The sequence below is a fragment of the Bacillus sp. TL12 genome (assembly GCF_022625245.1).
GTDB lineage: Bacteria > Bacillota > Bacilli > Bacillales > Bacillaceae_G > Bacillus_A.
On the sequence record NZ_JAJJBY010000008.1, the window covers coordinates 33,001 to 57,255 of the forward strand.

At 35.8% G+C, this 24,255-nt stretch carries 23 protein-coding genes; 15 read left to right on the top strand and 8 right to left on the bottom strand.

Annotated features, from left to right (window positions below):
• The first annotated feature begins 39 nt into the window (after positions 1-39).
• Together LOK41_RS09815 and LOK41_RS09820 are read left to right on the top strand one after the other, a co-directional pair.
• On the top strand, positions 40-951 hold the full coding sequence (locus tag LOK41_RS09815) for an ABC transporter ATP-binding protein (RefSeq protein ID WP_241816302.1): 912 nt from the start codon (positions 40-42) through the stop codon (positions 949-951).
• On the top strand, positions 944-1,888 hold the full coding sequence (locus LOK41_RS09820; protein WP_241816303.1) for an ABC transporter permease: 945 nt from the start codon (positions 944-946) through the stop codon (positions 1,886-1,888). Before LOK41_RS09815 ends, LOK41_RS09820 begins: the two co-directional genes overlap by 8 nt.
• Positions 1,889-1,936: 48 nt before the next feature.
• Here LOK41_RS09820 and LOK41_RS09825 read toward each other — a convergent pair whose 3' ends face one another.
• Complete coding sequence (locus tag LOK41_RS09825; RefSeq protein ID WP_241816304.1) at positions 1,937-3,082, bottom strand: M20 peptidase aminoacylase family protein; 1,146 nt, start codon at positions 3,080-3,082, stop codon at positions 1,937-1,939.
• A gap of 144 nt (positions 3,083-3,226) precedes the next feature.
• Positions 3,227-4,135, bottom strand: a complete 909-nt coding sequence (locus LOK41_RS09830; RefSeq protein ID WP_241816305.1) for an EamA family transporter — start codon at positions 4,133-4,135, stop codon at positions 3,227-3,229.
• Between the two features lie 666 nt (positions 4,136-4,801).
• On the opposite strand from LOK41_RS09830, the gene LOK41_RS09835 reads away from it, so the two are divergent.
• Positions 4,802-5,509, top strand: a complete 708-nt coding sequence (locus LOK41_RS09835) for a cytochrome c biogenesis CcdA family protein (protein ID WP_241816306.1) — start codon at positions 4,802-4,804, stop codon at positions 5,507-5,509.
• A gap of 89 nt (positions 5,510-5,598) precedes the next feature.
• Positions 5,599-6,105 carry a CcdC family protein gene (locus LOK41_RS09840; protein ID WP_241816307.1) on the top strand — a complete coding sequence of 169 codons (507 nt, stop codon included), beginning with the start codon at positions 5,599-5,601 and terminating at the stop codon, positions 6,103-6,105.
• Between the two features lie 26 nt (positions 6,106-6,131).
• Here LOK41_RS09840 and LOK41_RS09845 read toward each other — a convergent pair whose 3' ends face one another.
• Together LOK41_RS09845 and LOK41_RS09850 are read right to left on the bottom strand one after the other, a co-directional pair.
• Complete coding sequence (locus LOK41_RS09845; protein WP_241816308.1) at positions 6,132-6,563, bottom strand: DUF2621 domain-containing protein; 432 nt, start codon at positions 6,561-6,563, stop codon at positions 6,132-6,134.
• A 104-nt stretch (positions 6,564-6,667) separates the two neighbouring features.
• Positions 6,668-6,964: a hypothetical protein gene (locus tag LOK41_RS09850; RefSeq protein WP_241816309.1), complete on the bottom strand. Its 297-nt coding sequence runs from the start codon at positions 6,962-6,964 to the stop codon at positions 6,668-6,670.
• Between the two features lie 251 nt (positions 6,965-7,215).
• Between LOK41_RS09850 and LOK41_RS09855 the strand changes: the two genes are divergently transcribed.
• Positions 7,216-7,824 carry an AAA family ATPase gene (locus LOK41_RS09855; RefSeq protein WP_241816310.1) on the top strand — a complete coding sequence of 203 codons (609 nt, stop codon included), beginning with the start codon at positions 7,216-7,218 and terminating at the stop codon, positions 7,822-7,824.
• A gap of 84 nt (positions 7,825-7,908) precedes the next feature.
• Here the strand turns inward: LOK41_RS09855 and LOK41_RS09860 are convergent, their stop codons facing one another.
• Together LOK41_RS09860 and LOK41_RS09865 are read right to left on the bottom strand one after the other, a co-directional pair.
• Positions 7,909-8,469, bottom strand: coding sequence for a class I SAM-dependent methyltransferase (locus LOK41_RS09860; protein WP_241816311.1), 561 nt, complete (start codon positions 8,467-8,469; stop codon positions 7,909-7,911).
• 119 nt (positions 8,470-8,588) lie between these two features.
• Positions 8,589-9,545, bottom strand: coding sequence for a class I SAM-dependent methyltransferase (locus LOK41_RS09865; RefSeq protein ID WP_241816312.1), 957 nt, complete (start codon positions 9,543-9,545; stop codon positions 8,589-8,591).
• Positions 9,546-9,742: 197 nt separating this feature from the next.
• On the opposite strand from LOK41_RS09865, the gene hutP reads away from it, so the two are divergent.
• The 8 genes from hutP (at position 9,743) to LOK41_RS09905 (ending at position 20,211) form a co-directional block, all read left to right on the top strand.
• Positions 9,743-10,183, top strand: coding sequence for a hut operon transcriptional regulator HutP (gene hutP, locus LOK41_RS09870; RefSeq protein ID WP_098338372.1), 441 nt, complete (start codon positions 9,743-9,745; stop codon positions 10,181-10,183).
• A gap of 103 nt (positions 10,184-10,286) precedes the next feature.
• Positions 10,287-11,804 (top strand): histidine ammonia-lyase, encoded by a 1,518-nt coding sequence (hutH, locus tag LOK41_RS09875; RefSeq protein ID WP_241816313.1) that lies wholly within the window; start codon positions 10,287-10,289, stop codon positions 11,802-11,804.
• A 23-nt stretch (positions 11,805-11,827) separates the two neighbouring features.
• Positions 11,828-13,486, top strand: coding sequence for a urocanate hydratase (gene hutU, locus LOK41_RS09880; protein WP_241816314.1), 1,659 nt, complete (start codon positions 11,828-11,830; stop codon positions 13,484-13,486).
• Positions 13,487-13,499: 13 nt separating this feature from the next.
• Positions 13,500-14,771, top strand: a complete 1,272-nt coding sequence (gene hutI, locus LOK41_RS09885) for an imidazolonepropionase (RefSeq protein WP_241816315.1) — start codon at positions 13,500-13,502, stop codon at positions 14,769-14,771.
• On the top strand, positions 14,750-15,718 hold the full coding sequence (gene hutG / locus LOK41_RS09890) for a formimidoylglutamase (RefSeq protein WP_241816316.1): 969 nt from the start codon (positions 14,750-14,752) through the stop codon (positions 15,716-15,718). The genes hutI and hutG overlap by 22 nt, the downstream gene beginning before the upstream one ends.
• A 660-nt stretch (positions 15,719-16,378) precedes the next feature.
• Positions 16,379-16,840, top strand: a complete 462-nt coding sequence (locus tag LOK41_RS09895; protein ID WP_170957047.1) for a CarD family transcriptional regulator — start codon at positions 16,379-16,381, stop codon at positions 16,838-16,840.
• Positions 16,841-17,520: 680 nt separating this feature from the next.
• Positions 17,521-18,549, top strand: a complete 1,029-nt coding sequence (locus tag LOK41_RS09900) for an oxidoreductase (protein WP_241816317.1) — start codon at positions 17,521-17,523, stop codon at positions 18,547-18,549.
• An 87-nt stretch (positions 18,550-18,636) separates the two neighbouring features.
• Positions 18,637-20,211, top strand: a complete 1,575-nt coding sequence (locus LOK41_RS09905; RefSeq protein WP_241816318.1) for a glutamate synthase-related protein — start codon at positions 18,637-18,639, stop codon at positions 20,209-20,211.
• Between the two features lie 70 nt (positions 20,212-20,281).
• On the opposite strand, the gene LOK41_RS09910 is transcribed toward LOK41_RS09905, so the two are convergent.
• Complete coding sequence (locus LOK41_RS09910; protein ID WP_241816319.1) at positions 20,282-21,823, bottom strand: BA3702 family sensor histidine kinase; 1,542 nt, start codon at positions 21,821-21,823, stop codon at positions 20,282-20,284.
• A 276-nt stretch (positions 21,824-22,099) separates the two neighbouring features.
• Here LOK41_RS09910 and LOK41_RS09915 point away from each other — a divergent pair, with 276 nt between their 5' ends.
• On the top strand, positions 22,100-22,498 hold the full coding sequence (locus tag LOK41_RS09915; RefSeq protein WP_241816320.1) for a VOC family protein: 399 nt from the start codon (positions 22,100-22,102) through the stop codon (positions 22,496-22,498).
• Here LOK41_RS09915 and LOK41_RS09920 read toward each other — a convergent pair.
• The gene (locus LOK41_RS09920; RefSeq protein WP_241816321.1) at positions 22,495-23,304 is read right to left on the bottom strand and encodes a YitT family protein; all 810 of its coding nucleotides are present in this window, start codon (positions 23,302-23,304) and stop codon (positions 22,495-22,497) included. The genes LOK41_RS09915 and LOK41_RS09920 overlap by 4 nt on opposite strands.
• Positions 23,305-23,451: 147 nt before the next feature.
• On the opposite strand from LOK41_RS09920, the gene LOK41_RS09925 reads away from it, so the two are divergent.
• On the top strand, positions 23,452-24,255 hold the full coding sequence (locus LOK41_RS09925; protein ID WP_241816322.1) for a protein phosphatase 2C domain-containing protein: 804 nt from the start codon (positions 23,452-23,454) through the stop codon (positions 24,253-24,255).

The following is a 24,255-nucleotide window of genomic DNA, read 5'->3' on the forward strand; positions in this document are numbered from 1 at the left end:
AAAGAACTTAATAAGTGTGAAAAAGAAAGGTTGTATGGAATGACAAATGAGCAGTCTATAGTAAAAGTTGATCGATTAACAAAGCGAATCGGTTCAAAGACATTAGTAGAAAATATAAGCTTTGAAGTGAAAAAAGGCGAAGTGGTTGGTTTGTTAGGACCAAACGGTGCTGGGAAAACAACATTAATGAGAATGATGGTCGGTATGATTCGCATGACTGAAGGGGAAGTATGGATAGATGGTCAATCTGTAAAACGGGAGTTTGAAAGTACAGCAGCAAAAATTGGTGCTGTAATTGAAAATCCAGAATTCTATCCTTTTTTAAGTGGTTATGAAAACTTAACATACTTTGGACGTATGAATGGTAATGTTACAGAAGAGCGCATTAATGAAGTCGTTCAACTATTGGGTATGGGACAAGTTATTAATCGTAAAGTAAAAGCATATTCGCTTGGTATGAGACAACGATTAGGAATTGCGCAAGCACTCGTACATAATCCAGATGTACTCATTTTAGATGAACCGACAAATGGATTAGATCCAAATGGTATTCATGAAATGCGAATGTATATAAAGAAAATTGCGCATGAGCAAGGAAAAGCTGTGCTTGTTTCGAGTCATTTATTATCTGAAGTTGAATTGATGTGTGACCGGGTTATTATTATTCAGCACGGAGAATATGTAGCAACACAAAATATTCAGCGAGATGATAGCTTAGAGATGGAGACGATACGTATACGTGTGGATGATGTGAAACAAGCAGCTGAACTTTTAGAATGCGATGTTACGATTCAAGATAATGAATTGGTTATGACTGTGGAAAATGAAGAAATTCCAAATGTGATTCGTACATTAACAGAACAAGGGATTCGTATTTATCGTGTGTATGAAGAAAGAAAAACGTTAGAAGAGAAGTTTTTAGAATTAACAGGGGGCAAGGATATTGTTTAATTTAATTTATAATGAATTATATAAAATCTTTAAGCGAAAGCGAACGATTATGCCGTTTGCCGTCATTGCGATTTTAGTTATTGGTTTAGGATGGGTATCGGTCAAATATTTACCAGCCACATCAGGCGATTGGAAAGTAGAATATACAGAGAGAACAGCGGAAATTGAAAAAAAACTTGGTATGACAAAACAGGATATTTTAACGCAAAGATCAGGAGACGAACTTGTAAAAGAGTATCAACTGAAAATGAAGCATTTAGATACAAATACTCCACCAGCAGCTGATTCGCCTCTTTCATTCATGAGAGGTACTGGTTTTATCGTCTTTCCAATTTTGTTGCCATTTATTCTTGTATATGCAAGTACTATTTTTTCAAACGAATATAATTGGGGTACATATAAGTTTTTAATGATACGTCCAGCAAACAGATTTAAAATTTTAACAGCGAAGTATATAGCAATTGTTATTTTTTCGGCACTTTTATTTATATTTAATATGATATTTTCAATTTTCTGTGGACTTATTATTTATAAATTTCAACAACCAGCCTGGACAGAATTTGTCATGCAAAGCGGGAAAATCATTGAACAAAATATATTTGTAGAAGCAAGCAAATATTATCTTTTAGAATGGATACCAACTCTTGTGTATGCAGCATTTGCCTTTATGATTTCAGTTTTAACGAGATCGAGTGGGGGAGCAATTGGGATTTCTTTATTCGTTGCATCGTCTGGTAATTTAGTGTTGTTACCGGCAGCAAGATATGAATGGGCAAAATATTTATTGCCAGCGAATACGAACTTATATGGAGCTTTAACAAGTGGAAGCTTTATTCAAGGCGTAACATTTCCATTTGCTTCTTGTATGCTTTTGATCTATTTACTCGTGTTTTTAGGGATTTCCTATACTGTATTTTTAAAGCGCGACTTAACATAATAACAGATGAAAAAGCCGTTAAGAAAGAATGATCTTAACGGCTTTTATTTATCGTAATTTGTTAATAGCTTCTTGAGCTAATAAAGCAAAGTATTGTGCGCTAATAGGTAATGCTTCTTCATCTAATGTAAAGGCAGGATGATGCCATTCATGTGTACCAGCTGTTCCCATAAAGACGAATGAACCAGGGATTTCTTGCTGATAAAAGGAAAAATCTTCTCCAGCCATCGATGGCTTTGGAGAGATAATATGCAAGTTCATTTGCTCGGCGATGCGAGTTGACAATGCAGTAAGGTCTGTATCGTTATAAACAGAAGGAGGCCCTGGATACCAGTGAAGTTTTGCCTCAACACCAAGAGCTTCAGCGACGCCTTTAATAACACGTTTCATCAATTCGGGGATTTTTGTACGTGTTTCTGCCTGAAATGTACGGACAGTTCCTTCTAAAGTTGCTTTTTCAGGAATAACGTTCCATGTATTTCCTGAATGGATATTTGTTACGCTTATGACGGCGTTATGAAAAGAACTAATATTTCGACTTACAATTGTTTGCAGTGCCATAACAATTTGGGATGAAGCTACAATCGGGTCAACACCAGCATCAGGTACAGCTGCATGTGTTCCGATCCCTTTAATTTCGATTTCAAAACGGTCGACTCCAGCCATTAATGGACCATCTTTAATACCGATTGTTCCAACTGGTAAATCCGGTTTATTGTGCATACCAAAGATTGCTTGAACATCTTGTAAATGGCCTGCTTCTATTACTTTACGTGCTCCATCCCCGCTTTCTTCAGCAGCTTGGAATATGAACCTAACAGTACCGTTAAGTGAAGATTCATTTGCCTTTAATAAGTAGGCTGCACCTAGAATGGAAGCGGTGTGAAAATCATGTCCACATGCATGCATTTTTCCAGAGTTTTTAGAAGCGTAAGATAAATTCGTTTCTTCGTGTATAGGAAGAGCGTCAATATCGGCACGGAGCGCAACGATTGGACCATTTTTATTACCAGAAACCTCAGCAATTACTCCAGTTTTTAGATCAGAATTAATAATTGTGATGTTAGCATCGTTTAACCAGTTACGTATCGCTTTTGTTGTTTCGAATTCTTCGTAAGATAGTTCTGGATACTGATGTAAATGACGGCGGATAGATATTATTTTTTCTGTTAATTGATTTGTGATAGGTTTCATTATATTATGTGCCTTCTTTCTCAAGGTAAATTTCAATTGGTGGTTTTAGTAAAATATATTTATTAGCAATTATATAGGAGTTTAGTGCTTTTGAAAGAACCTATAAGAAAAAAGAGGTTTCTCAAATGAGAAGCCTCTTTTTTCTTATGCAGCAACTTTCTTATGTGTATGATGTTTTCGATAACGCCCGCGCATCGTATACGCAATTTGCGGAATTGCAATTCCAACTAAAATAAGCGCCACACCAAGCCATTGAGAAGAAAGTACTGCTTCTTTTAATACAAATACAGACATAATTGTTGTAACAGGTAGTTCAGCTGCACCAAGAATAGTTGCTAAGCCAGAACCGATTTTTGGGATTCCGATTGTGAAGGCGATGGATGGAATAACAATACTAAACGTTCCGAGTCCTAAACCATACTTCCAAAGTCCTTGTGAAATCGCCCCATTAAAAATAAATGTTGGTGGAAATACAATCATTACTAAAGTTAAAGCACCGGTCATTAAAAGAACGCCTCGTGGTAAGGATGGTACTTCAACAGCAACTTTACCACTGACAAAAATGTAGGTTGCAAAGGTAACAGCAGATAGTAAACCTAATATGATTCCAGTTGTATCGAAATCACCTGCTGATTTTTCTAATAATCCGCTCGATAAGAATGTACCAGCAAGTAAAAAGACAACAGAAATAACTTTTTCTCTTGATGGTAATGTTTTTGTCGCAACAGCTTCAATGATAATTCCTACCCAAACGAATTGGAATAAAAGGATAATAGCAATTGATGCCGGTACAGTTTTCAGTGAAGCATAATAAAAAATTCCTGTGAAACTTGCAGATGTTCCAGCGACAAATAAAATAAGCATTTGTTTAAGTGGAACGCGGTGTCTAGAAAATAGGAGTGTAATTCCAAGCAAAATAAACCAACCGAACAAATATTGACTACCAATTACTTCTCCAAGTGAAAATCCTTCTGCGTATGCAAGTTTAACAAAGATAGCTAAAATTCCATAGCTACATGCTCCCAATAAAACTAAAAGAGAATAACGAAGCATGAAAATTCCTCCCATCCTATATATTTAGTTGTTCCAAAACGGACATATATAACTAGATGGAAGTATACAAAATTAAAAATGAAGGGTCAAATGAAAGAAAAGTGTGACATTTTATAGGGTAATAATAAAAATATGATATTTATGCATAATATTGAAATTTATAATTATAGAAGCATTGTAAGATATGGAATGAGTTGTATAAAGTTATCATTTGAAAAAAATATTTTTTTACAGGAAATGTCTCGTATACAGGAAAATTGTATACAAATAATTTGTTGTTTGGAAAAAGCTTTGATATGTTAATGAATAACAGAATATATTTATAATAGAAGAAAAATGAAAACGTTTTAGAAAAAATATAAATCCATTTTGATTTTTCGACGTATAAGCCATGGCTATGGATAACAAAGTGTGACTGCTACTTATTTTCTCTTTTTGGTTTTACTTGGCATGGAGCAGGAAAGGGGGATCTGACCGCTTCTATGCATGGCGGGATGCTCTCTCTCGCCTAAAAAGATGGGTTTTCTTTCGGTTTTTTAATTTGTATTTATATAGCGGTGCATAGCTATTTTTCTTATTAAAATGTTGTAAATAGTGAATTCATGAATTGTTCATAGTATTTTCTGTTGTTTTTGCTACAATATTGAAGAGGAGAGGAGTGAAAGGATGCAAGACATTAATATTTTTTTAGCATTTGGGGCTGGTTTGTTATCATTTATTTCCCCTTGTTGTTTACCGCTTTATCCAGCATTTTTATCGTACATAACGGGAATGTCGATTTCTGAATTAAAAGAAGAAAATGCAATGCTTCGCAAAAGAAGTATGATACATACAGCGTTTTTCTTATTTGGATTTTCTATCGTATTTATTGCGATTGGATTTGGTACAAGTTTTATTGGATCATTCTTCCAAGATTACAAAGACTTAATTAGGCAGTTAGGAGCAATATTTATCATTGTATTCGGACTTGTAATTGTGGGAGTATTTAAGCCGAAGTTTTTAATGCAAGATCGTAAGTTTACATTTAAAAACCGTCCAAGTGGTTATATAGGATCTACTTTAATTGGTTTAGCATTTGCGGCTGGTTGGACGCCTTGTACAGGACCAATTTTAGTAGCTGTAATTGGATTGGCTACCACGAATCCAGAGTCTGCAATGTTATATATGATTGCTTATATACTTGGATTTGCAATACCGTTTTTTATACTTTCATTTTTTATTACGAAAATGTCTTGGATTAAAAGGCATAGTGGGACGTTTGTGAAAGTAGGGGGATATATCATGATTGTTATGGGTATTTTCTTATACTTTAATTGGATGACAAAAATTATTGCATATTTCTCAAGCCTATTTGGTGGTTTCACCGGTTTTTAGTATTATTCTGTGAAAATGTTGGAAATACTAACAGAAAAGCATATAATGAAACTATATTTTCATATTGCCACAAAAAAGGATGAGAAAGTATGAACTTAGTTCTTTTATCAAGTATTATTGCTGTTTGTATGGCTGTAGGCGCGATGTTTATTCGTTTAAAAGCGGCAAAGAAACCAGCAACATTGAAGAAAATTATTCTCCCACCATTCTTTATGAGTACAGGGGCACTGATGTACATTTTTCCAGAATTTCGCCTAACACCAGCAGAAATGTTAGAAGCCATTGGTGTAGGTTTGTTTTTCTCAATTTTTCTGATTAAAACATCTAAATTTGAAGTGCGTGGACAAGATATTTATTTAAAGCGTTCAAAAGCTTTCGTATTTATCTTAATCGGCTTGCTTGTGGTACGTATTGTCTTTAAAACATATTTAAGTCAATCGCTTGATTTAGGGCAGCTAAGTGGTATGTTCTTCTTACTTGCTTTTGCAATGATTGTCTCCTGGAGAATTGCGATGTACCGTTCCTTTACGAAATTACAAAAAGAAATGGAAAAAGAAGATGGGTTTTATAATGAGAAAGATATGAAGTTAACGTAAAAAACCTCAAGGCTCCTTGAGGTTTTTTATTTTGCTAAAAGTGATTGATAACGGGAATAATCAATTTGCTTTTCTTGTAATTTTTTAATTAAAAAATTATGATCTCGTTTTGGAGTTGCTACAATATATCCTTTAATAATTAAATCTTCAGTTATTTTCGAGGCTTTTTCTTTTAACGCTAGCTCTCCAATTTTACCAGCAATTTTCGATCTTGCGACATCACGGAAAAGTTCAGGGACTGGACTTACAAGTTCTTCTAACAATTGTTTTTGCTCATCATCCCATAAATGCCGCGTTTGATCAATATAGTGTTGTTCCCAATCTAAAATAGACATGCCGTCTTCTTTTGGTAGACGTTTCAAGAATTTTCGGAACATAAAGTATCCACCGATAGACATAAGGCCTAGTAAAATAACCGTCCAAGTAACAATAAACCAACTAAACCATCCTTCGAGCAAGTGTATACCTCCTTTGCGGTAGCAGTTTTCCTTTTACTAGTATTATAAGCAGTGAGATTGATAGAAAGCAAGAACGCTTGGCCATTTTGACCAAGCGTTATGAATTAAACGAAGTATAGTTGTTCGACACGTAATATATCATTATCATCTTCTAAATATTCAATGATAAGTGTACCCACTTTACGGTCTTTATCTTCAGTTGTGAAAATAGAGTAAGAAGTAAAACGTTTTGTTGATAGGCCGCTAATATGTGTAGGAAGAGAAATGTAGTCGTTATTGCGGAAGAACTCCATAAGTTCAACATCTTCAAATTGTTTTCGATCCACTGGTTGATTTGTATAGCGACGTTGTAGTTGTTTTAAAGATTCATTCCAAGAATTTACTTTTGTATCGTATACCATTTGTTCTATCTCCTTACTATATGTAATTATTAAGAACATATGTTCTAGTCTAGTGTACCTTGTTTTTAATGAAAGGGAAAGCAAAAAATAATGTAAGCTTGGCTTTCCAAGCTTACATAAAAGGCGTCCATAATCGTCTCTATTTTTTATTATAAGCTAGATGGAAATAGGAAACAAGGTAGGAAGTATTTTGTTGATAGTTTGTAAAATTCCGTTTATTGTAAAAAAGAGGTTGATTTTAGTGAAAAAGGATGGGGAAAATGACGTATATCATTTCACTTCAAGGACCAATGGCAAGCGGGAAAACAACGTTAGCAAGGAGATTAGAGCAAAGAGGTTTTCAGATTATATATGAAAATTCTTATGAAATTGTAGAGAAGAGAAAAAAATTAAACTTGGATATTTACACAAAAGAGGGATTTATTACAAATCAAAAAATGTTTATGGAAGCAAAAATAAAACAATTTCAGAATGCACGAGGGGGAATTGTAATATTTGATCGTGGCCCAGAAGATATTGAATTTTATACGTTACATTTTCCAAAATTGATAGGGGTGGATTGGGATATGGAACACGAACTAAAAGAAGAATTGTATCAATTAAGAAAATGTCGTTCGAATGCAATTTTGTATTTAGGTGTTTCTAAAAAGAAATTGCAGGAGAGAAAGGAGAATGATACGTCGAGAAGGCGCAGTACATTTGGAGAGCAGTTAAATTTGGTAGAAACTGAAAGAGAATGGTATAAACAATTTCCAGTTACATATGTGAATACTGATGGAGCGACAGTAGGGGGAACAGAGGAGTATTTTATAAAATGGATTAATGTAAAGATGGGAACTGAAAATTCATATAAAAGCTAGCATTTTGCTAGCTTTTATATGTGAAAAGAATAGGTTTGCTTCATTACTCTGATTAAGATTTTTTAAGGGAAGCATCTATTTAACTTAAGGTTTTATCGCATCTACAATTAATGATGGAAAAAGGAGTTGATCCCCTTGATTTCGTGGATCATATTTTTTTGAACGAAAAATAACTCCATCGGCTCCATCCCATTTACTGGAGTGAAAATTCCCCTCTTCATCACAATATTCAAGTAACTTCACTTCGAATCCAACAATTTCAAACATTTCCCTTAAAGTTTCATAATTATGAACGATTTTATGACTAGCTGCAGGATGGTCTTTAGGTCCAGGCCCCCCAACTTGTACACCCTCTTGGTATTCTTTATCTGGGAAAAATCCATCAGGAACCGCACATCGAATATAACCACCATGCTTTAAAAATTCATAACATACTTTCGCCGCTTCTATACCTTCTTCATATGATAAATGTTCCCATACATGCTCCGCTAAAATTACTGCTAAAGAATTAGTTTGAAACCTTTTTATCCAGTCTTTCCGTTTTAATAAATTCAATTCTTCTTCATTCGTATGTAACCAGCCAGGATTATTATTATATTGCCCGGCACCAATTACCAGCTTAATTTCTTCTTGTTTGATAGCCAATAGTTTCACCTCTTATATTTTTTATCGTTATATTATGTTTATTATATGAAAATTCCTTCATAGGGTATCACAATATCATCAACCTAAAAGAAATTTAAGGACTTTGTTCTAAAGTAGATTCAAGCTTGTTTTGTACATCGATAAATAGCAAGTGTTTTTGGATCGCGCCATACTCCGCCATGAAGAGATAATTCATTTTCTATTTCAATGGTCAGCCATTCTTTTAGTTCTGAATGAAGATGAATGTCATCAGGTATGTTTAAAGATGGAAACATGCTAGAGATATAGTTAACGATAGGTGTAGCGTGATGAAATAAAAGTGCATTATGGATAACCGTTTCCTCCACAGTTTCAAAAACAGATTGCAGTAATTGTTTTCCATTTTCTAAACAAAATGGAGAAGCTGATGGTGATTTTTCGGGTAAATCGAATGCGACTAACATTTTGTTACACATCTCATCCATACGGGATAACGAGATTTTGGAATTTGTTGTAGCTAGGAACCTGCCTCCAGGAAAAATCACTTTATGGAATCCTTGAATTGTTTTTTCAACATCCGTCATGTGATACAGCATATGTCTTGCGACGATCCAATCATAAGAATCAGCTGAGAAAGGTAGTTTGGTAGCGTCTCCGAGTTTCCATTCAATATTTACATGTTGCTGCGCTCCATTCAAAGCAGCTTCACGTAGCATAGCTGTAGATTGATCTAGACCAGTGAGATGTCCCTTATGACCGTCTTTTTGTAGCAGTGAGAGGAATTTTCCATTAGCGCATCCAACTTCTAATATTTTTTCTGTTCCTTGTAATTGTAGATGGCTTATTACAATTTCATCTAAATTTACTCGTTGTTCCTCATATTTTTTATGAGTATCGATCCGTGTTTGTAGATGGATACTAGCGGCATATTGCCTTTTTACATCATTCATCTTTTCTGATTCCACCTTTACACAAAATTGCTGAATAGCATGTGTTAACACATCTGTTTTATTTAGACCTTCATAATGAAGTGCTGCTTCAAATCTTCCTAGTAATCTTTCGGCAATTCGAAAGTGAATATCTTTTCTCTTAACCAATTTTGGGTCCTCCTTACAGCTGTTAGTGAGACTATAGCATGTTTAAAAATTTTCTGTAAATAGATTGTGTACACAACAGTGACAGATTATTAAAAAATTCATTCAAATAATCATTTAAACTATTGACGATTTAACCGTTTTCATATATTCTTAAATTAAGTAATATTCAAATAATTCACAAGAAATGAGAGAGTCACATGCTTCTTCAAGGAACACATCGAATTGGTCGTATGGCCATGTTGTTGGCGCTTGCGGATGAGAATGAAAGCCCTGTATTATCCATTCCAAAAGGTTGGAAATGTTGTACAGGGAAAGTGGGTTCGATGAATTCGCAAAAGGTTGTCGCAGCAATGGAAACAGCGGCTAAAAGCAACCAAGTTATTGAAACAGACGTTTACAGAGAAACGCATGCACTTTATCATGCAATTATGGAAGCGTTGTACGGAGTAACGAGAGGTCAAATTCAGTTAGCAGACGTTCTTCGTACAGTAGGTCTTCGGTTTGCAATTGTGCGCGGCACACCATACGACGGAAAGAAAGAAGGCGAATGGGTTGCTGTTGCTCTTTATGGAACGATAGGTGCGCCTGTAAAAGGGTCTGAGCATGAGGCGATTGGTTTAGGAATTAATCACATATGATTTGCCCATAGTCTATTAGTTAGAAGGGGGCCTTGCTTTTTGGGACAGAAGTCTGTCTTAAAAAGGTAAGGTCCCCTTTTGCTCTTTTTAAGGAGGAAACAGGATGATTACGTTAACAGGACATTCATTAACAGTAGAAGAAATGAAACGATTGTTGTTTGAAGGAGAAGGTGTAACAGCTTGTCCAAGCAGCATGCAAAAAGTAGCGGAGTGCCGTGAAGCTGTTGAAAAAATTGTAGAAGATGGAAAGGTTGTTTACGGTATTACAACTGGGTTTGGAAAGTTTAGTGATGTATTTATTCAAAAGGATGATGTGAAGAAACTTCAACATAATTTAATTCAATCACATGCATGTGGAATTGGCGATCCATTCCCTGAAGAAGTGTCACGTGGAATGCTAATTTTACGCGCTAATACGATGTTAAAAGGAATATCCGGTGTTCGCCCACTTGTTGTGAATATGTTATTAGAGTTTGTAAATCGTAAAATTCACCCAGTTATCCCGCAACAAGGCTCATTAGGCGCGAGTGGTGATTTAGCTCCATTATCCCATCTTGCTCTTGTTTTATTGGGGGAAGGGGAAGTGTTTTATAAAGGGAAACGCGTCCATGCGATGGTAGCTCTTACGGAAGAAGGTTTACAGCCAATTGAATTAGAAGCGAAAGAAGGGCTTGCATTAATCAATGGTACGCAAGCGATGACAGCGCAAGGAATTCTCTCTTATATAGAAGCTGAGGCAATTGCTTATCAATCAGAATTAATTGCTTCCATGACAATCGAAGGGTTACGCGGCATTATTGATGCATTTGATGAAAATGTTCATAAAGCTCGTGGATATAAAGAGCAAGTGGAAGTTGCAAAACGTATTCGTGATGTGCTTCAAGATAGCAAGCTTGTAACAAAGCAAGGGGAACTGCGTGTACAAGATGCATATTCACTTCGCTGTATTCCGCAGGTTCATGGTGCTTCTTGGCAAGTTTTAAATTACGTAAAAGAAAAATTAGAAATTGAAATGAACGCAGCAACAGATAACCCACTGATTTTTGATGGTGGAGAAAAAGTAATTTCTGGTGGGAACTTCCACGGTCAACCAATTGCATTTGCAATGGACTTCTTGAAGGTTGGAATGGCGGAACTTGCAAATATCTCTGAACGTCGTATCGAGCGTCTTGTAAACCCGCAGTTAAATGATTTACCACCATTTTTAAGTCCAGAGCCAGGATTACAGTCTGGTGCAATGATTATGCAGTACGCAGCAGCTTCACTTGTTTCAGAAAATAAAACGTTAGCGCATCCAGCAAGTGTTGACTCAATCCCATCATCAGCTAACCAAGAGGATCATGTAAGTATGGGAACAATCGCTTCACGTCATGCACATCAAATTATTCAAAACGTAAGACGTGTCCTTGCAATTGAAATGATTTGCGCAATGCAAGCTGCTGAATACCGTGGTACCCAAGAGATGAGTACAGTAACGAAAGCGTTTTATCACCAAGGACGTCAGCAAGTGCCTTCCATTACAAATGATCGTATTTTCTCAACAGATATTGAAAATATTGCACATTGGTTAAAAACAAGTCGCTTTACATTAGAACGATTGGATGCAAATGCAACACTATAAAAAGGAAAAAGGGAGAGATTAAAATGGAAAACGTAAAACAAACAATTCGCGCGCCAAGAGGAACAGAATTACAAACTAAGGGCTGGATTCAAGAAGCGGCACTTCGTATGTTAATGAATAACTTAGATCCGGAAGTAGCAGAAAAACCAGAAGAGTTAGTTGTTTACGGCGGTATTGGCCGTGCAGCTCGTAACTGGGATAGCTATCATGCAATTGTTGATTCGTTAAAAACGTTAGAGAGTGATGAAACATTACTTGTTCAATCTGGGAAACCAGTTGCTATTTTTAAATCACATGAAGATGCACCGCGCGTTCTTTTAGCAAATTCAAACTTAGTACCGAAGTGGGCGAACTGGGATCACTTCCGCGAGCTTGAGAAAAAGGGTCTTATGATGTATGGGCAAATGACAGCTGGTAGCTGGATTTATATTGGCACACAAGGGATTTTACAAGGAACATATGAAACATTTGGAGAAGCAGCACGCCAACACTTTGATGGTTCATTAAAAGGGACATTAACACTTACTGCTGGTTTAGGCGGTATGGGTGGTGCGCAACCTCTTGCTGTTACGATGAACGGCGGGGTAGTCATTGCAATTGATGTAGATAAGCGTAGCATCGATCGCCGTATTGAAAAAAGGTATTGTGATATGTACACAGAATCTCTAGAAGAGGCGCTAGCTGTTGCGAAAGAATATAAAGAAAAGAAAGAGCCGATTTCAATTGGACTATTGGGAAATGCTGCAGAAATTTTACCAGAGCTTGTAAAACGTGATATTACACCAGACTTAGTGACAGATCAAACGTCTGCACATGATCCATTAAACGGTTATGTTCCAGTAGGTTATTCATTAGAAGAAGCGGCAAAACTTCGTGAAGAAGATCCAGAACGCTACGTTCAATTATCAAAAGAAAGTATGAAAAAACATGTAGAAGCAATGCTTGCGATGCAGGCAAAAGGTGCAATTACATTTGATTATGGTAATAATATTCGCCAAGTTGCTTTCGATGAAGGATTACAAAATGCATTTGATTTCCCAGGATTCGTTCCAGCGTTTATTCGTCCATTATTCTGCGAAGGAAAAGGACCATTCCGCTGGGTAGCACTTTCTGGTGACCCAGAAGATATTTATAAAACGGACGAAGTAATTTTACGTGAGTTTGCGGATAACGAGCATTTATGTAATTGGATTCGTATGGCACGTCAGCAAGTTGAGTTCCAAGGGCTTCCATCACGTATTTGTTGGCTTGGTTATGGTGAACGTGCAAAATTTGGTCGTATCATCAATGAAATGGTTGCAAGTGGTGAATTATCAGCACCAATCGTGATCGGTCGTGACCATCTAGATTGTGGATCTGTAGCTTCACCAAACCGTGAAACAGAAGCGATGAAAGATGGTAGTGATGCAGTTGCAGATTGGCCAATTTTAAATGCATTAATTAACAGTGTAAACGGTGCAAGCTGGGTATCTGTTCACCACGGCGGCGGAGTTGGTATGGGATATTCACTTCACGCTGGAATGGTTATTGTGGCAGACGGAACAGAAGCAGCAGGAAAACGTATTGAACGCGTATTGACTTCTGATCCTGGTATGGGAGTTGTTCGTCACGTTGACGCAGGATATGACTTAGCTGTTGAAACGGCAAAAGAAAAAGGCGTTAACATTCCAATGATGAAATAAGGAGGAAGAAAACATGCTGGACATTTTACTAACGAATATCGGTCAATTGCTAACAATGGATCAAGAAGATGGCTTGTTAAGACAGGAAGCGATGAACACGCTTCCTGTTATCGAAAATGGTGCAGTCGGTATTGAAGATGGCGTGATTACTTTCGTTGGAACAGCGGAAGAAGCAAAAGGTTTACAAGCAAAAGAAGTTATCGATTGCGAAGGAAAGATGGTTTCTCCGGGTCTTGTTGACCCGCATACACACCTTGTATTTGGTGGATCTCGTGAGAATGAAATTGCTCTTAAGTTACAGGGAGTACCGTATTTAGAGATTTTAGAGCAAGGTGGCGGCATTCTTTCAACTGTAAACGCAACGAAGAAAGCATCGAAAGAAGAGCTTGTGCAGAAGGCGAAGTTTCATTTGGATCGTATGCTGTCGTTCGGAGTTACAACAGTGGAAGCGAAAAGTGGCTACGGATTAGATGATGAAACAGAGTGGAAGCAATTAGAAGTGACAGCCCAGCTTCAAAAAGAGCATGCAATTGATTTAGTTTCAACATTTTTAGGAGCACATGCTGTTCCGAAAGAATACAAAGGAAAATCAAAAGAATTTTTACAATGGATGCTAGATTTATTACCAGAGATGAAAGAAAAACAATTAGCGGAGTTCGTTGATATCTTCTGTGAAACAGGGGTATTCTCTGTAGAAGAATCGAAAGAGTTTTTATTAAAGGCAAAAGAACTTGGATTTGATGTGAAAATTCATGCAGATGAAATTGACCCACTTGGTGGTGCGGAAGCAGCGGCAGAAATTGGTGCAGCATCAGCCGATCATTTAGTTGGAGCATCAGATAAAGGAATTGAAATGCTTGCAAACTCAAATACAGTTGCTACGCTACTTCCAGGAACAACTTTCTATTTAAATAAAGAAAGTTTTGCACGTGGGCGCAAAATGATTGACGAAGGTGTAGCAGTTGCTTTAGCGACTGATTTTAACCCAGGTAGCTGTCCAACTGAAAACATCCAGCTGATTATGAGTATTGCAATGTTGAAATTGAAAATGACACCAGAAGAAGTTTGGAACGCTGTAACAGTTAACTCAGCGTACGCAATTAACCGTGGTGATGTTGCTGGGAAAATTCGCGTCGGACGTAAGGCGGACTTAGTTTTATGGGATGCATATAATTATGCGTATGTACCGTATCATTACGGTGTGAGTCATGTAAATACAGTATGGAAGAATGGTAATCTTGCATATACAAGAGGTGACAAAGCGTGGAGCAAGGCCACTATTTAAAGAAAAATGCAAAGTTTATAGATCGCGAAGTAACGAAATGGAGCGATATGATTAAAGTTTGGGATGGGGAAGAAATCTTTGGATCGGCTTTAATTGGTGCACCGCTCTCTAAACCTTCTATTAGTCATTCAGGTGCATGTTTTGCACCGAAAACCATTCGTGCAATGCTAGATGCATATAGCACATATGCGATTACAGAAGAGCATGATATGAAAGAAAGCGTCCTGTATGATTGCGGTGATATTACGATGCATGTAACAGACATAAAAGAAAGTCATGCTCGCATCGCCAAGACAATTGGTCATTTGACGAAAGTAAACTCGCAAATGGTACCGATTGTTCTTGGAGGAGATCATTCTATTAGCTTTCCTAGTATAAGTGGGTTCGCAAGTAGTAAAGGGAAAGTCGGCATTATTCAATTTGATGCACATCATGATTTACGTAATTTAGAAGATGGGGGACCATCGAATGGAACGCCATTTCGTAGTTTAATAGAAAATGATGTCATTACAGGGAAGCAACTTGTTCAAATTGGTATTCGCAATTTCTCAAATGCTCGTACGTACCATGAATATGCAAAAGAGCACGGTGTGACGGTGTATACAATGAAGCATGTACGAGAGAGATCAATTAAGGATATTATTACAGAAAGTATCGAGATTTTACGTAGACAAGGCGTTACAGTTATTTATGTTTCTGTCGATATGGATGTATTAGATCAAGCGTTTGCACCAGGGTGTCCAGCCATTGGACCAGGTGGTATGGATAGTACGACGTTACTTGATGCGATTACTGCGCTTGGTCAAGAACCGCTTGTCCAAGGTATGGATATTGTAGAAATCGATCCAACGCTCGATTTTCGTGATATGACGAGTCGTGTGGCTGCTCAGGTGATTATGAGCTTTCTGTTAGCGAGGGAAACGATTAGTAAGCAGGTTAGCATATAGGAAAAAAAGTCTTTCCTAGTCTGTAATATTAAAGATAAGTGATAGCATATGAAGGTTTTTAAAGCTAATATTTTATCTGTCCTGTTGCACATTATATTAAAATGGTACATCACTCTTATATGTAGTGGTGTACTTTTTGTTTTATAAGATTTCTAAATGACCTCATTTCCTACATTAGTAACACAAACTAGTTAAGTATTTATAAGAGCTCTTGCAAGGATGGGAATAAAAGCATGTCAAAAAATAGGAGTACCACACAAGAAAAGATACAAGAGTAAACTGGTTTTGTATAAGGAAAAACGAATCTACGTTTTAACCGAGATTTCAGAATACAAGTAGACAAAGAACAATAATCACCATATACATCCTTTAATTAATATAATGCATTATTTAGGTGGTGAATTAGAGTTTTGAACCCGAAATGTATAGAGGTTTCTGATGAAGGAATTGTAGAATAAAAAGGATAGTGTTTTTCGCAAATTAAACTTTGTTTTGCTAGTAATGGGAAGTTGTTTTTATTGAATTATCATTATTTCTCAATCTTATTTTTCAAGAGGAAATAAGTTGATGCGAAAAAAAATTTGTGATATTATAAAAATTTTGCTAAAAAATAAATGTATGTTAAGCTTGAGAAGGTTACCATATATGGAGGTGGATTATTTGTTTCAAATTGGCGATAACATTGTTTATCCAATGCAAGGAGCAGGTATAATTAAAGCCATAGAAGAAAAGGAAATCTCAGGAGAAAAACAACAGTATTATGTCATAAAAATGTCGGCCAGTAATATGGAAGTAATGATTCCTACGGGGAAAATATTGAGTTCAAATATACGACCAGTTACGGATATAACGGCATTAACACACATCATAGATATTTTTCAGCATGGAGAATCAGATAGATTACTTACGTGGAAACAAAGGTATAAAGTGAACACAGATAAAATAAAAACGGGTAAAATACAAGAAGGTGCTGAAGTTGTACGGGATTTAATGCGTATGCAGAAAGAAAAAGCACTTAATGCAAGCGAAAAGAAAATGTTAGATAACGCACATGAATTTTTGATTAGTGAACTGGGATTGATTAAAGGTATCACAGAAAATCAAATGAAAAGCTTTTGTTAAGGTTCATTATAGATAATGTATTACATCCCAAAAAAGATTTTGAATTTTTTGGTAATATAATTATAAAGAATCAATCATTTCAAAGACATTCAACTCTTTCAAACCACTTTTAGAGCATTAACCTCTTTTGTTATTTCTACAATCTAATCCATTTTTATTTTTTAATTTCTTTTACGAATGTTCGAAATTTTATTAAATAACTCGATAAAATAGTTACTTGATTTTTGTAATCCTGATTCACACTGGCACGGACAAGGAGCCGTAAGGATGAAAGAGAGGTAGGGCTTTCATTGTTTTAGGTATATATAAGTTATTATTTCTAGAAGAATAATTAATCAATCTCACTTCTATCGTTAAGAATTTTTTACATCTGAGGAGATAGTAATTATTTATCTTCTTTGCGCAAAAAAGATAAATAAATTGCTAGCATCATATGGTCAACTATAAAAAGGGTTTCCTAATTAGGAAACCCTTTTTAATTTTATCTACATAACAATAATCAATTGAGAAGTAAAAAAGGAGTACAGCTATGGAGAAATGGGTATTATCGATGTTTAATATACGGATATTTACAATAAAGGCGTGTAAATTGACGTTGTTATATAGGAGAAATTATGATGCATGTATAGTTAATTTTTTAATGATTTATTGAAATAATATTGAATTAAGGGGGAAACAGGATGGCAAGTTCAAATAGTAAAGCAGCGAGTATTTATGAAGGTACGAATATAAACAATTGGGGATCATTTCAAAATGTGGAAGAAACAAAGTTATTTGATCCGATTCAAATTGGCACTTGGTCTCTTCGTAATCGCGTGGGACTTATTATTACAGAAGGGATTGTCATTAGTCCGAGAGCGAAGGGGCATCCAGGTGTTCCAGGTCTTTATACAAGGGAACAAATTGAGTCTTGGAAGCCAGTAACAGAGGCGGTACATAATGAAGGTGGAACCATTATTGCGCAAATATGGCATGTAGGGCGTATGAGTCATCATGAACTAACGGGTGGATTCTCACCACAAGCACCTTCAGCTATAGCAGCACAAGGAAATGTCCCTCGTTATCGGAAGCCTTTTGATACACCAGAAGCAATGACGATAGAAGAAATTCAAGAAACGGTCGAACAGTATGCGCAAGCTGCTAGGAATGCGATAGAAGCAGGCTTCGATGGGGTAGAAATTCATGGGGCACATGGGTATTTAATTGATCAATTTACTTATGAATTTGCGAATCATCGCAAGGATCAATATGGCGGAGATTTAAAACAAAGGTTAACGTTTATGAAAGAAGTATTACAAGCTGTTATAAGTGCGATTGGTGCAGATAAAACGCTTATTCGTTTTTCGGCATTTAAAGGTGATAACCCTAGCTATATGTGGGAAGATCCTGAAGCGGCAATTCAAACTTTCGTAGAGATGTTCCATGAAGTAGGACTAACGATGATCCACCCTTCAACAATGAATTATACGCAAGTTATAGCTGACAGGAAAAACTTGCATCAGTTAGTTCGTAAATATTGGAATGGCATAATTGTAGGAGTGGGGAATTTAAATCCAAAAGAGGCAGAAGAAGCACTACAAGAAGGAGCAATTGATGTAGTAGCATTTGGTAGACCATTGATTGCTAATCCGGATTTTGTGCATCGTGTTAAGCTTGGGGAAAGTTTAGAGGAATACGATGCAAAGCAGCATCTTGCTACATTAGTATGAATAATAATAAAAGAAGAACACATAAGGTGTTCTTCTTTTATTGTGTAAGAAAAAATATTAGAAAATGGTCTGATAGGAGGAGCGAAAGTGAATGAAACGCTACTCGTTATGATTAGTATATTACTATTGTTATTAATATTTTTTATCGCCTTTTTTATGGTTACATTTTTTATAAAGAAACGAACTCATCACTCTATCTTAAAACTTCATCCCTACTTAGGGAGGATGCGGTTTTTACTGGAAAAGATAGGACCTGAATTTCGGCAGTATTGGTTTGATAATGATACAGATGGAAAACCTTTTTCACGTTATGATTTTCAAAGTGTAATGTTTTTAGCAAAATATCGATCTGAAGTTCTTGGTTTTGGTTCAAAGCGGGATTTTGAGGCATCTGGATATTATATTGCAAACACTTTATTCCCAATTCTTACAGAAGAACTCAATGTGGACCTCTCCGAAGAGCGGGCTGCAAAAAAATATGTAATTCATAAAGAAGGTTTGTTTTCTAGAAAAGAAAAATTAACTTCAGATGCAACAAATCTTTGGCTATATGAGGAAGATGATGTAATTGTAGTTGGAGAGAATCGTAAATATCCATGGAAAGTATATGGAATGTTTGGAGCGTCTGCCACTTCTTATGGTGCAATAGGTGAAAATTATATTTTATCCACAGGATATGGTTCGAAAATGGCAGGGGGTTCATGGATTAATACAGGTGAGGGTGGTGTAATTCCAGAGCATATACAAACAGGTGCAAATATTATTGCTCAAATCGGTCCGGGTTTATTTGGATATCGTGATGAAGAGGGTAATTTTTCAATGGATGAGTTCGTAGTTAAAGCTAAAGAACCGAATATTAAAGCATTCGAGCTGAAATTAGGGCAAGGGGCGAAAATATGCGGTGGTCATCTAGAAGGGAAAAAAGTGAATCAGAAAATAGCTGCTGTTCGAAAAGTAAAAGAGGGAGAAACGATTAACTCCCCAAATCGTTTTGCTTTTTTACATCATACCAAAGATGCCCTATGGTTTATTCGTGATTTGCAAGAAAAAGGTGGTAAACCGGTTGGAATGAAACTAGTCATTGGACAACAAAAGCCACTAGAAGAATTAATGCAAACGATGAAAGAACTGAATATTTACCCGGACTTTATTACAATTGATGGTTCAGAAGGTGGTTCTGGTGCCACTTACAAATCGATGGCAGACAGTATGGGAATGCCCCTTATACCGGCGTTAATTACATTTGTTGACACAGCTTGTCGCTTTGGAATCCGAGATAAATTAAGGGTTTTTGCGTCAGGAAAGCTAGTAACGCCTGATAAAGTAGCTATAGCTTTAGCGATTGGCGCCGATGCAGTTAACTCTGCGCGTGGATTTATGATGGCAAGTGGCTGTATCATGGCACTTCAATGTAATTCAGGACAATGTCCTTCAGGTGTTGCAACGACGAACCCTCGCTACCAAAAAGCATTAGATCCAGATGAAAAACAGTGGCGGGTGATGAACTATATTATTAGCATGAGGTATAGTGTATTTGCTTTATCAGCGGCAGCAGGAGTGAAAAGTCCACGTCATTTAACAAGGGATCATATTGTATTTAAAGATGAAACGGGTAGTGTGATTCCGTTGTCGAAATTATTTCCGGTAGTAGGTGAAAAGTGAGAGAAATAACGAGAAACATTCCTAGCACTTAGTGTTGGGGAGGTGCAAAAAAGAGTAAATGGTTTTGCATTTACTCTTTTTCTCTGTCGTTATTACGCTGAGGTGGGGAAACAGGTAAGTAAATATCTACAGTTGTTCCCTTATTTAATTTACTTGAAATTTGTAGCTTACCGTGATGTTCTTGGATAATTTTATAGCACATCATCAAGCCTAGTCCAGTTCCTTTTTCTTTTAAACTATAAAAAGGTTCTCCTAAACGAGAAATACGATCTTCGGGAATGCCACAGCCCTCATCTATAATACGTATTAAAATACAATCATTTTTCGGCTGCTTTATTTGAATGAAAATGTTCCCTCCACAGGGCATGGCTTCTATTGCATTTTTTAAAATGTTAATGAAGACTTGTTTTAATTGATTTCCATCGCATTGAATTTCGGGCATAACAGAAGAATGGTCCATGATAATATGTACACTATGCATAATTGCTGTAGGTAGAATGAAGGTCACAACTTCTTCAATTAATTTTTTGATTTGACAAGAATGGATAGATAAAACTTGTGGTTTAGACATTGCCATAAATTGGCTTGTGATTGATTCCATTTGTGAAATTTCACTTAACATCACATCTATATACCATTTGTTTTGTTCATTAATCTCAGGCTTTAATAATGTTAAGAATCCTTTTAACGCTGTTAATGGATTTCTTATTTCATGAGCGATTCCTGCTGTTAATTGTCCAACCACCGCTAATTTTTCAGATTTTCGTAGTAATTTTTCGGTTTTCTTTAGTTCAGTAACATCCCTACCCATAACAATGAGCCCTTTTCGTGAACCATCAGGATGAAAGAGTGGAACTTTTGAAAGATCTAAGATCATATTGGATGTACCCTTATGAATGATAAATTCTTCACCATGAATAATTTGTTTTTTTTGCCATGTAAGTTCATCAATTTCTTCGCAATGTAAAAACGCTTCACGATATGCCTCATTATATTGAATAAGTTCACTATCTTTTTTTCCGTGATACGGAACATCATGGAAATCAAAGCAAGAAAGAGCGTAATCATTTGCTTCTAGCCAGCGCCCTTCATGATCTTTAAAAATGACAAAGGCAGGCATTGAGTCCATTAATGTACGCAGTCGTTTTTCGCTTTCTTTTAACATTTTTTCGATTCTTTCAGATTTTTCCAGCGGCTTCATAATTGCATATACACCTGAAAGTTGATTTTGAATAAAAATAGGGACTAATTTTGTAACTACATCTATTTGATATGCCTCTTTATGCAAAATAGAAAGTATGTATTCTTCTTGATTATCAGCTGTAGTATTTTTTATTTGTTGTAGTACTTGATCAAAAATATGTGCTTCTAAAATAGAAGTAATTGTTTTTCCTACTAATTCCTCTGAAGTATATCCCAATATTTTTTCTGCAGAGGGATTAATGTGTAATATGATTCCTTGTAAGTTCAATGAAATAATGCTATCAGGATTATGTTCGAAAAGGGATGCATACATTTCTGTTAAAGAATAATTTTGTGTATGATTTCGTAAACGACGAGGTATGACCAAGTGACGATTTTTTTGAATAGATGAGAACTTTTTACGACTCATAATTTTTCCTCCGTGCAACTAGCATCTAAAACCGGTTCATTAATCTATTATAAATATAATATATGAAAAATGTTATATATTTCTATAAAAAACAAAATTACAGAATAGAATATGTTTTCATTCTTTTTGATAAACTTTCATTAAAACACCTTCTTCATTATAAAACAAACTTATGTATATGGCTGTTAAGTAAATCTTATAGAGTTTTATAAAACTTATATAAGTTATTTTTTTAGCTATATACAATAAAATAAAAATATAAAGGGGGAGGGGCATATGATAAATTATATTCAAGGGATTGATCATGTACAAGTAGCAGCACCTGCAGGGTGTGAAGAAGAGGCGAGAGCTTTTTATGGACATATAATAGGTTTAGAAGAAATTCCAAAACCTGAAGAATTAAGAAAACGTGGCGGTTGTTGGTTTCGTTGTGGAAATCAAGAAATTCATATAGGGGTAGAAGCAACTTTTTCTCCGGCTAAAAAAGCGCATCCAGCTTTTTATGTTCACAGAATTGATGAATTTAAGAAAAACTTAATCGAGCAAGGGATTCAAGTCATAGATGATCATGCTCGTCCAGATGTAATTAGATTTTATGTTTTTGATCCGTTTGGGAATCGACTAGAATTTATGAGAATAAATAAAAAACTAGGTGGAGTTCCACCTAGTTTTTAACCTTTTCTAAACAATCCTAATACTTCAACAGTCTCTGTAATATTAACAAATGCTTGTGGGTCAATTTCAGAAATAGCTAGTTTCATACCAGCAAGCTCTTCTCGTGAAACAACAGTCATAAGCACACGTTTTTTTTCATTTGAGTATGCACCTTCGCCATCAAGAAGTGTAATTCCACGTACAACTGTTGAAAGAAGTTTCTTTTTCATTTCTTCAGCTTGATTTGTTACAATCATAAGTGTAACTTTACGATGTTTCGTATGAACAACATCGATTACTTTACCTGTTACATAGATTGAAAGTAAGCTCGTTAATGCTACATCCCAGTTAAAGAAAAATCCAGCAATGACAACAACGACTGTATTTAAAATAATGAGGAAACCACCAAGTTTAATATCTCTTTTGCGAGATAATAGCATACCGATAATATCAAATCCGCCCGTAGAACCATGACAATTAAAGACAAGACCAATTCCTGCTCCTGCAATTACGCCTCCAAATACAGAAGAAAGAAGCGGATCTTTTGCGACGATTTGTACTGGAATCCAGTATAATGCTGCAGATAATACGATAACAGATACAACTGTATTAAAAATTACTTTTTTTCCAAGACCTATGTATCCTAAAATAAGAATAGGTAAGTTTAATGCAAAGTTAATAATTCCTGTGTTTACAGGGGTTACAATTCCTAAGATAATAGCAATTCCGCCAATTCCACTACTTAAAATCTTGTGGGGGATAAGGAAAAGATTAAAGGCAACTGCAATAATGATAGAACCAATAATAACTCCAAGAAATCTGACCATCTTTTTCCCGTCCTTCACTAAAAAATCATATTATTTCAAGATTATATATGAAATTGAAAGTTTTAGGGGAAAACAGTTTATTTCGGAAAATTAGACTAATTTAAAAAATCAAATTACTTTTGAACTTTATTAAAGAGGTGTGAAGATATGAAATTTAAAACGTATCAACAGAAAAGTCCTTTGAAACAGGAGTGCGAGGATGCCTTTTTTTGTAACGAAGATGTGATGGTATATGGTGTGTGCGATGGTGCAACACCACTTATACCATTTCAAGATGAGAAAGAACATAATGGAGCATATCTTGCATCTAATTTATTTGCAAGTCATTTTACATCGCTAAAAGAAGTAACAAGTTTACAAGAGGTAATTAAAAACGCAAATGAAGCATTACAAGAAAAAATGATAGATTATAAGATTGATACGACAAAGAAAGATCATTTATGGTGTACTTGTATTGCTGTAGTTCATATCAATGATAGAATCATTCAATATGCGCAGCTTGGTGACTGTATGATTGTTGCTGTATTTCATGATGGAACGATGAAGGTACTAACAAAGGATACGGTAAAAGGGATTAGCGCGCGAGCGAAAAGAAAACGTGAAGAAGATAGAAAAAAAGGACTTCCTGTACCGGAAGAACATCTATTTAATGATATTAGGAAGCAATTAAAATATAATCGTTATCTTGCTAATATGCCAAATGGGTATTCAGTAGCAAATGGGATGCCAGAAGCAATCACTTGGATTCAACAAGGAGAATTACCACTTGCTGAAGTGAAAGGAATATTTATTTGTTCGGATGGATTATTTCACCCAGATTGGTCACTTGAGCAAACCGTGCAATATGTAAGAGGGCATAGTATAGAGGAATATGTTTCTATAATAGAAGAATTAGAAGGACAAAAGCGAATTCACCCAGATGATAAAACGATAATTATGATTGAGTTGTAA

Coding starts and splice junctions, on each gene's coding strand:
- LOK41_RS09835 (WP_241816306.1), top strand. CDS start 4,802: ATGCAAGACATTAATATTTTTTTAGCATTTGGGGCTGGTTTGTTATCA.
- LOK41_RS09825 (WP_241816304.1), bottom strand. CDS start 3,082: ATGAAACCTATCACAAATCAATTAACAGAAAAAATAATATCTATCCGC.
- LOK41_RS09830 (WP_241816305.1), bottom strand. CDS start 4,135: ATGCTTCGTTATTCTCTTTTAGTTTTATTGGGAGCATGTAGCTATGGA.
- LOK41_RS09840 (WP_241816307.1), top strand. CDS start 5,599: ATGAACTTAGTTCTTTTATCAAGTATTATTGCTGTTTGTATGGCTGTA.
- LOK41_RS09920 (WP_241816321.1), bottom strand. CDS start 23,304: ATGGTCAGATTTCTTGGAGTTATTATTGGTTCTATCATTATTGCAGTT.
- LOK41_RS09850 (WP_241816309.1), bottom strand. CDS start 6,964: ATGGTATACGATACAAAAGTAAATTCTTGGAATGAATCTTTAAAACAA.
- LOK41_RS09815 (WP_241816302.1), top strand. CDS start 40: ATGACAAATGAGCAGTCTATAGTAAAAGTTGATCGATTAACAAAGCGA.
- LOK41_RS09925 (WP_241816322.1), top strand. CDS start 23,452: ATGAAATTTAAAACGTATCAACAGAAAAGTCCTTTGAAACAGGAGTGC.
- hutH (WP_241816313.1), top strand. CDS start 10,287: ATGATTACGTTAACAGGACATTCATTAACAGTAGAAGAAATGAAACGA.
- LOK41_RS09910 (WP_241816319.1), bottom strand. CDS start 21,823: ATGAGTCGTAAAAAGTTCTCATCTATTCAAAAAAATCGTCACTTGGTC.
- hutI (WP_241816315.1), top strand. CDS start 13,500: ATGCTGGACATTTTACTAACGAATATCGGTCAATTGCTAACAATGGAT.
- LOK41_RS09915 (WP_241816320.1), top strand. CDS start 22,100: ATGATAAATTATATTCAAGGGATTGATCATGTACAAGTAGCAGCACCT.
- hutU (WP_241816314.1), top strand. CDS start 11,828: ATGGAAAACGTAAAACAAACAATTCGCGCGCCAAGAGGAACAGAATTA.
- LOK41_RS09900 (WP_241816317.1), top strand. CDS start 17,521: ATGGCAAGTTCAAATAGTAAAGCAGCGAGTATTTATGAAGGTACGAAT.
- LOK41_RS09855 (WP_241816310.1), top strand. CDS start 7,216: ATGGGGAAAATGACGTATATCATTTCACTTCAAGGACCAATGGCAAGC.
- hutP (WP_098338372.1), top strand. CDS start 9,743: ATGCTTCTTCAAGGAACACATCGAATTGGTCGTATGGCCATGTTGTTG.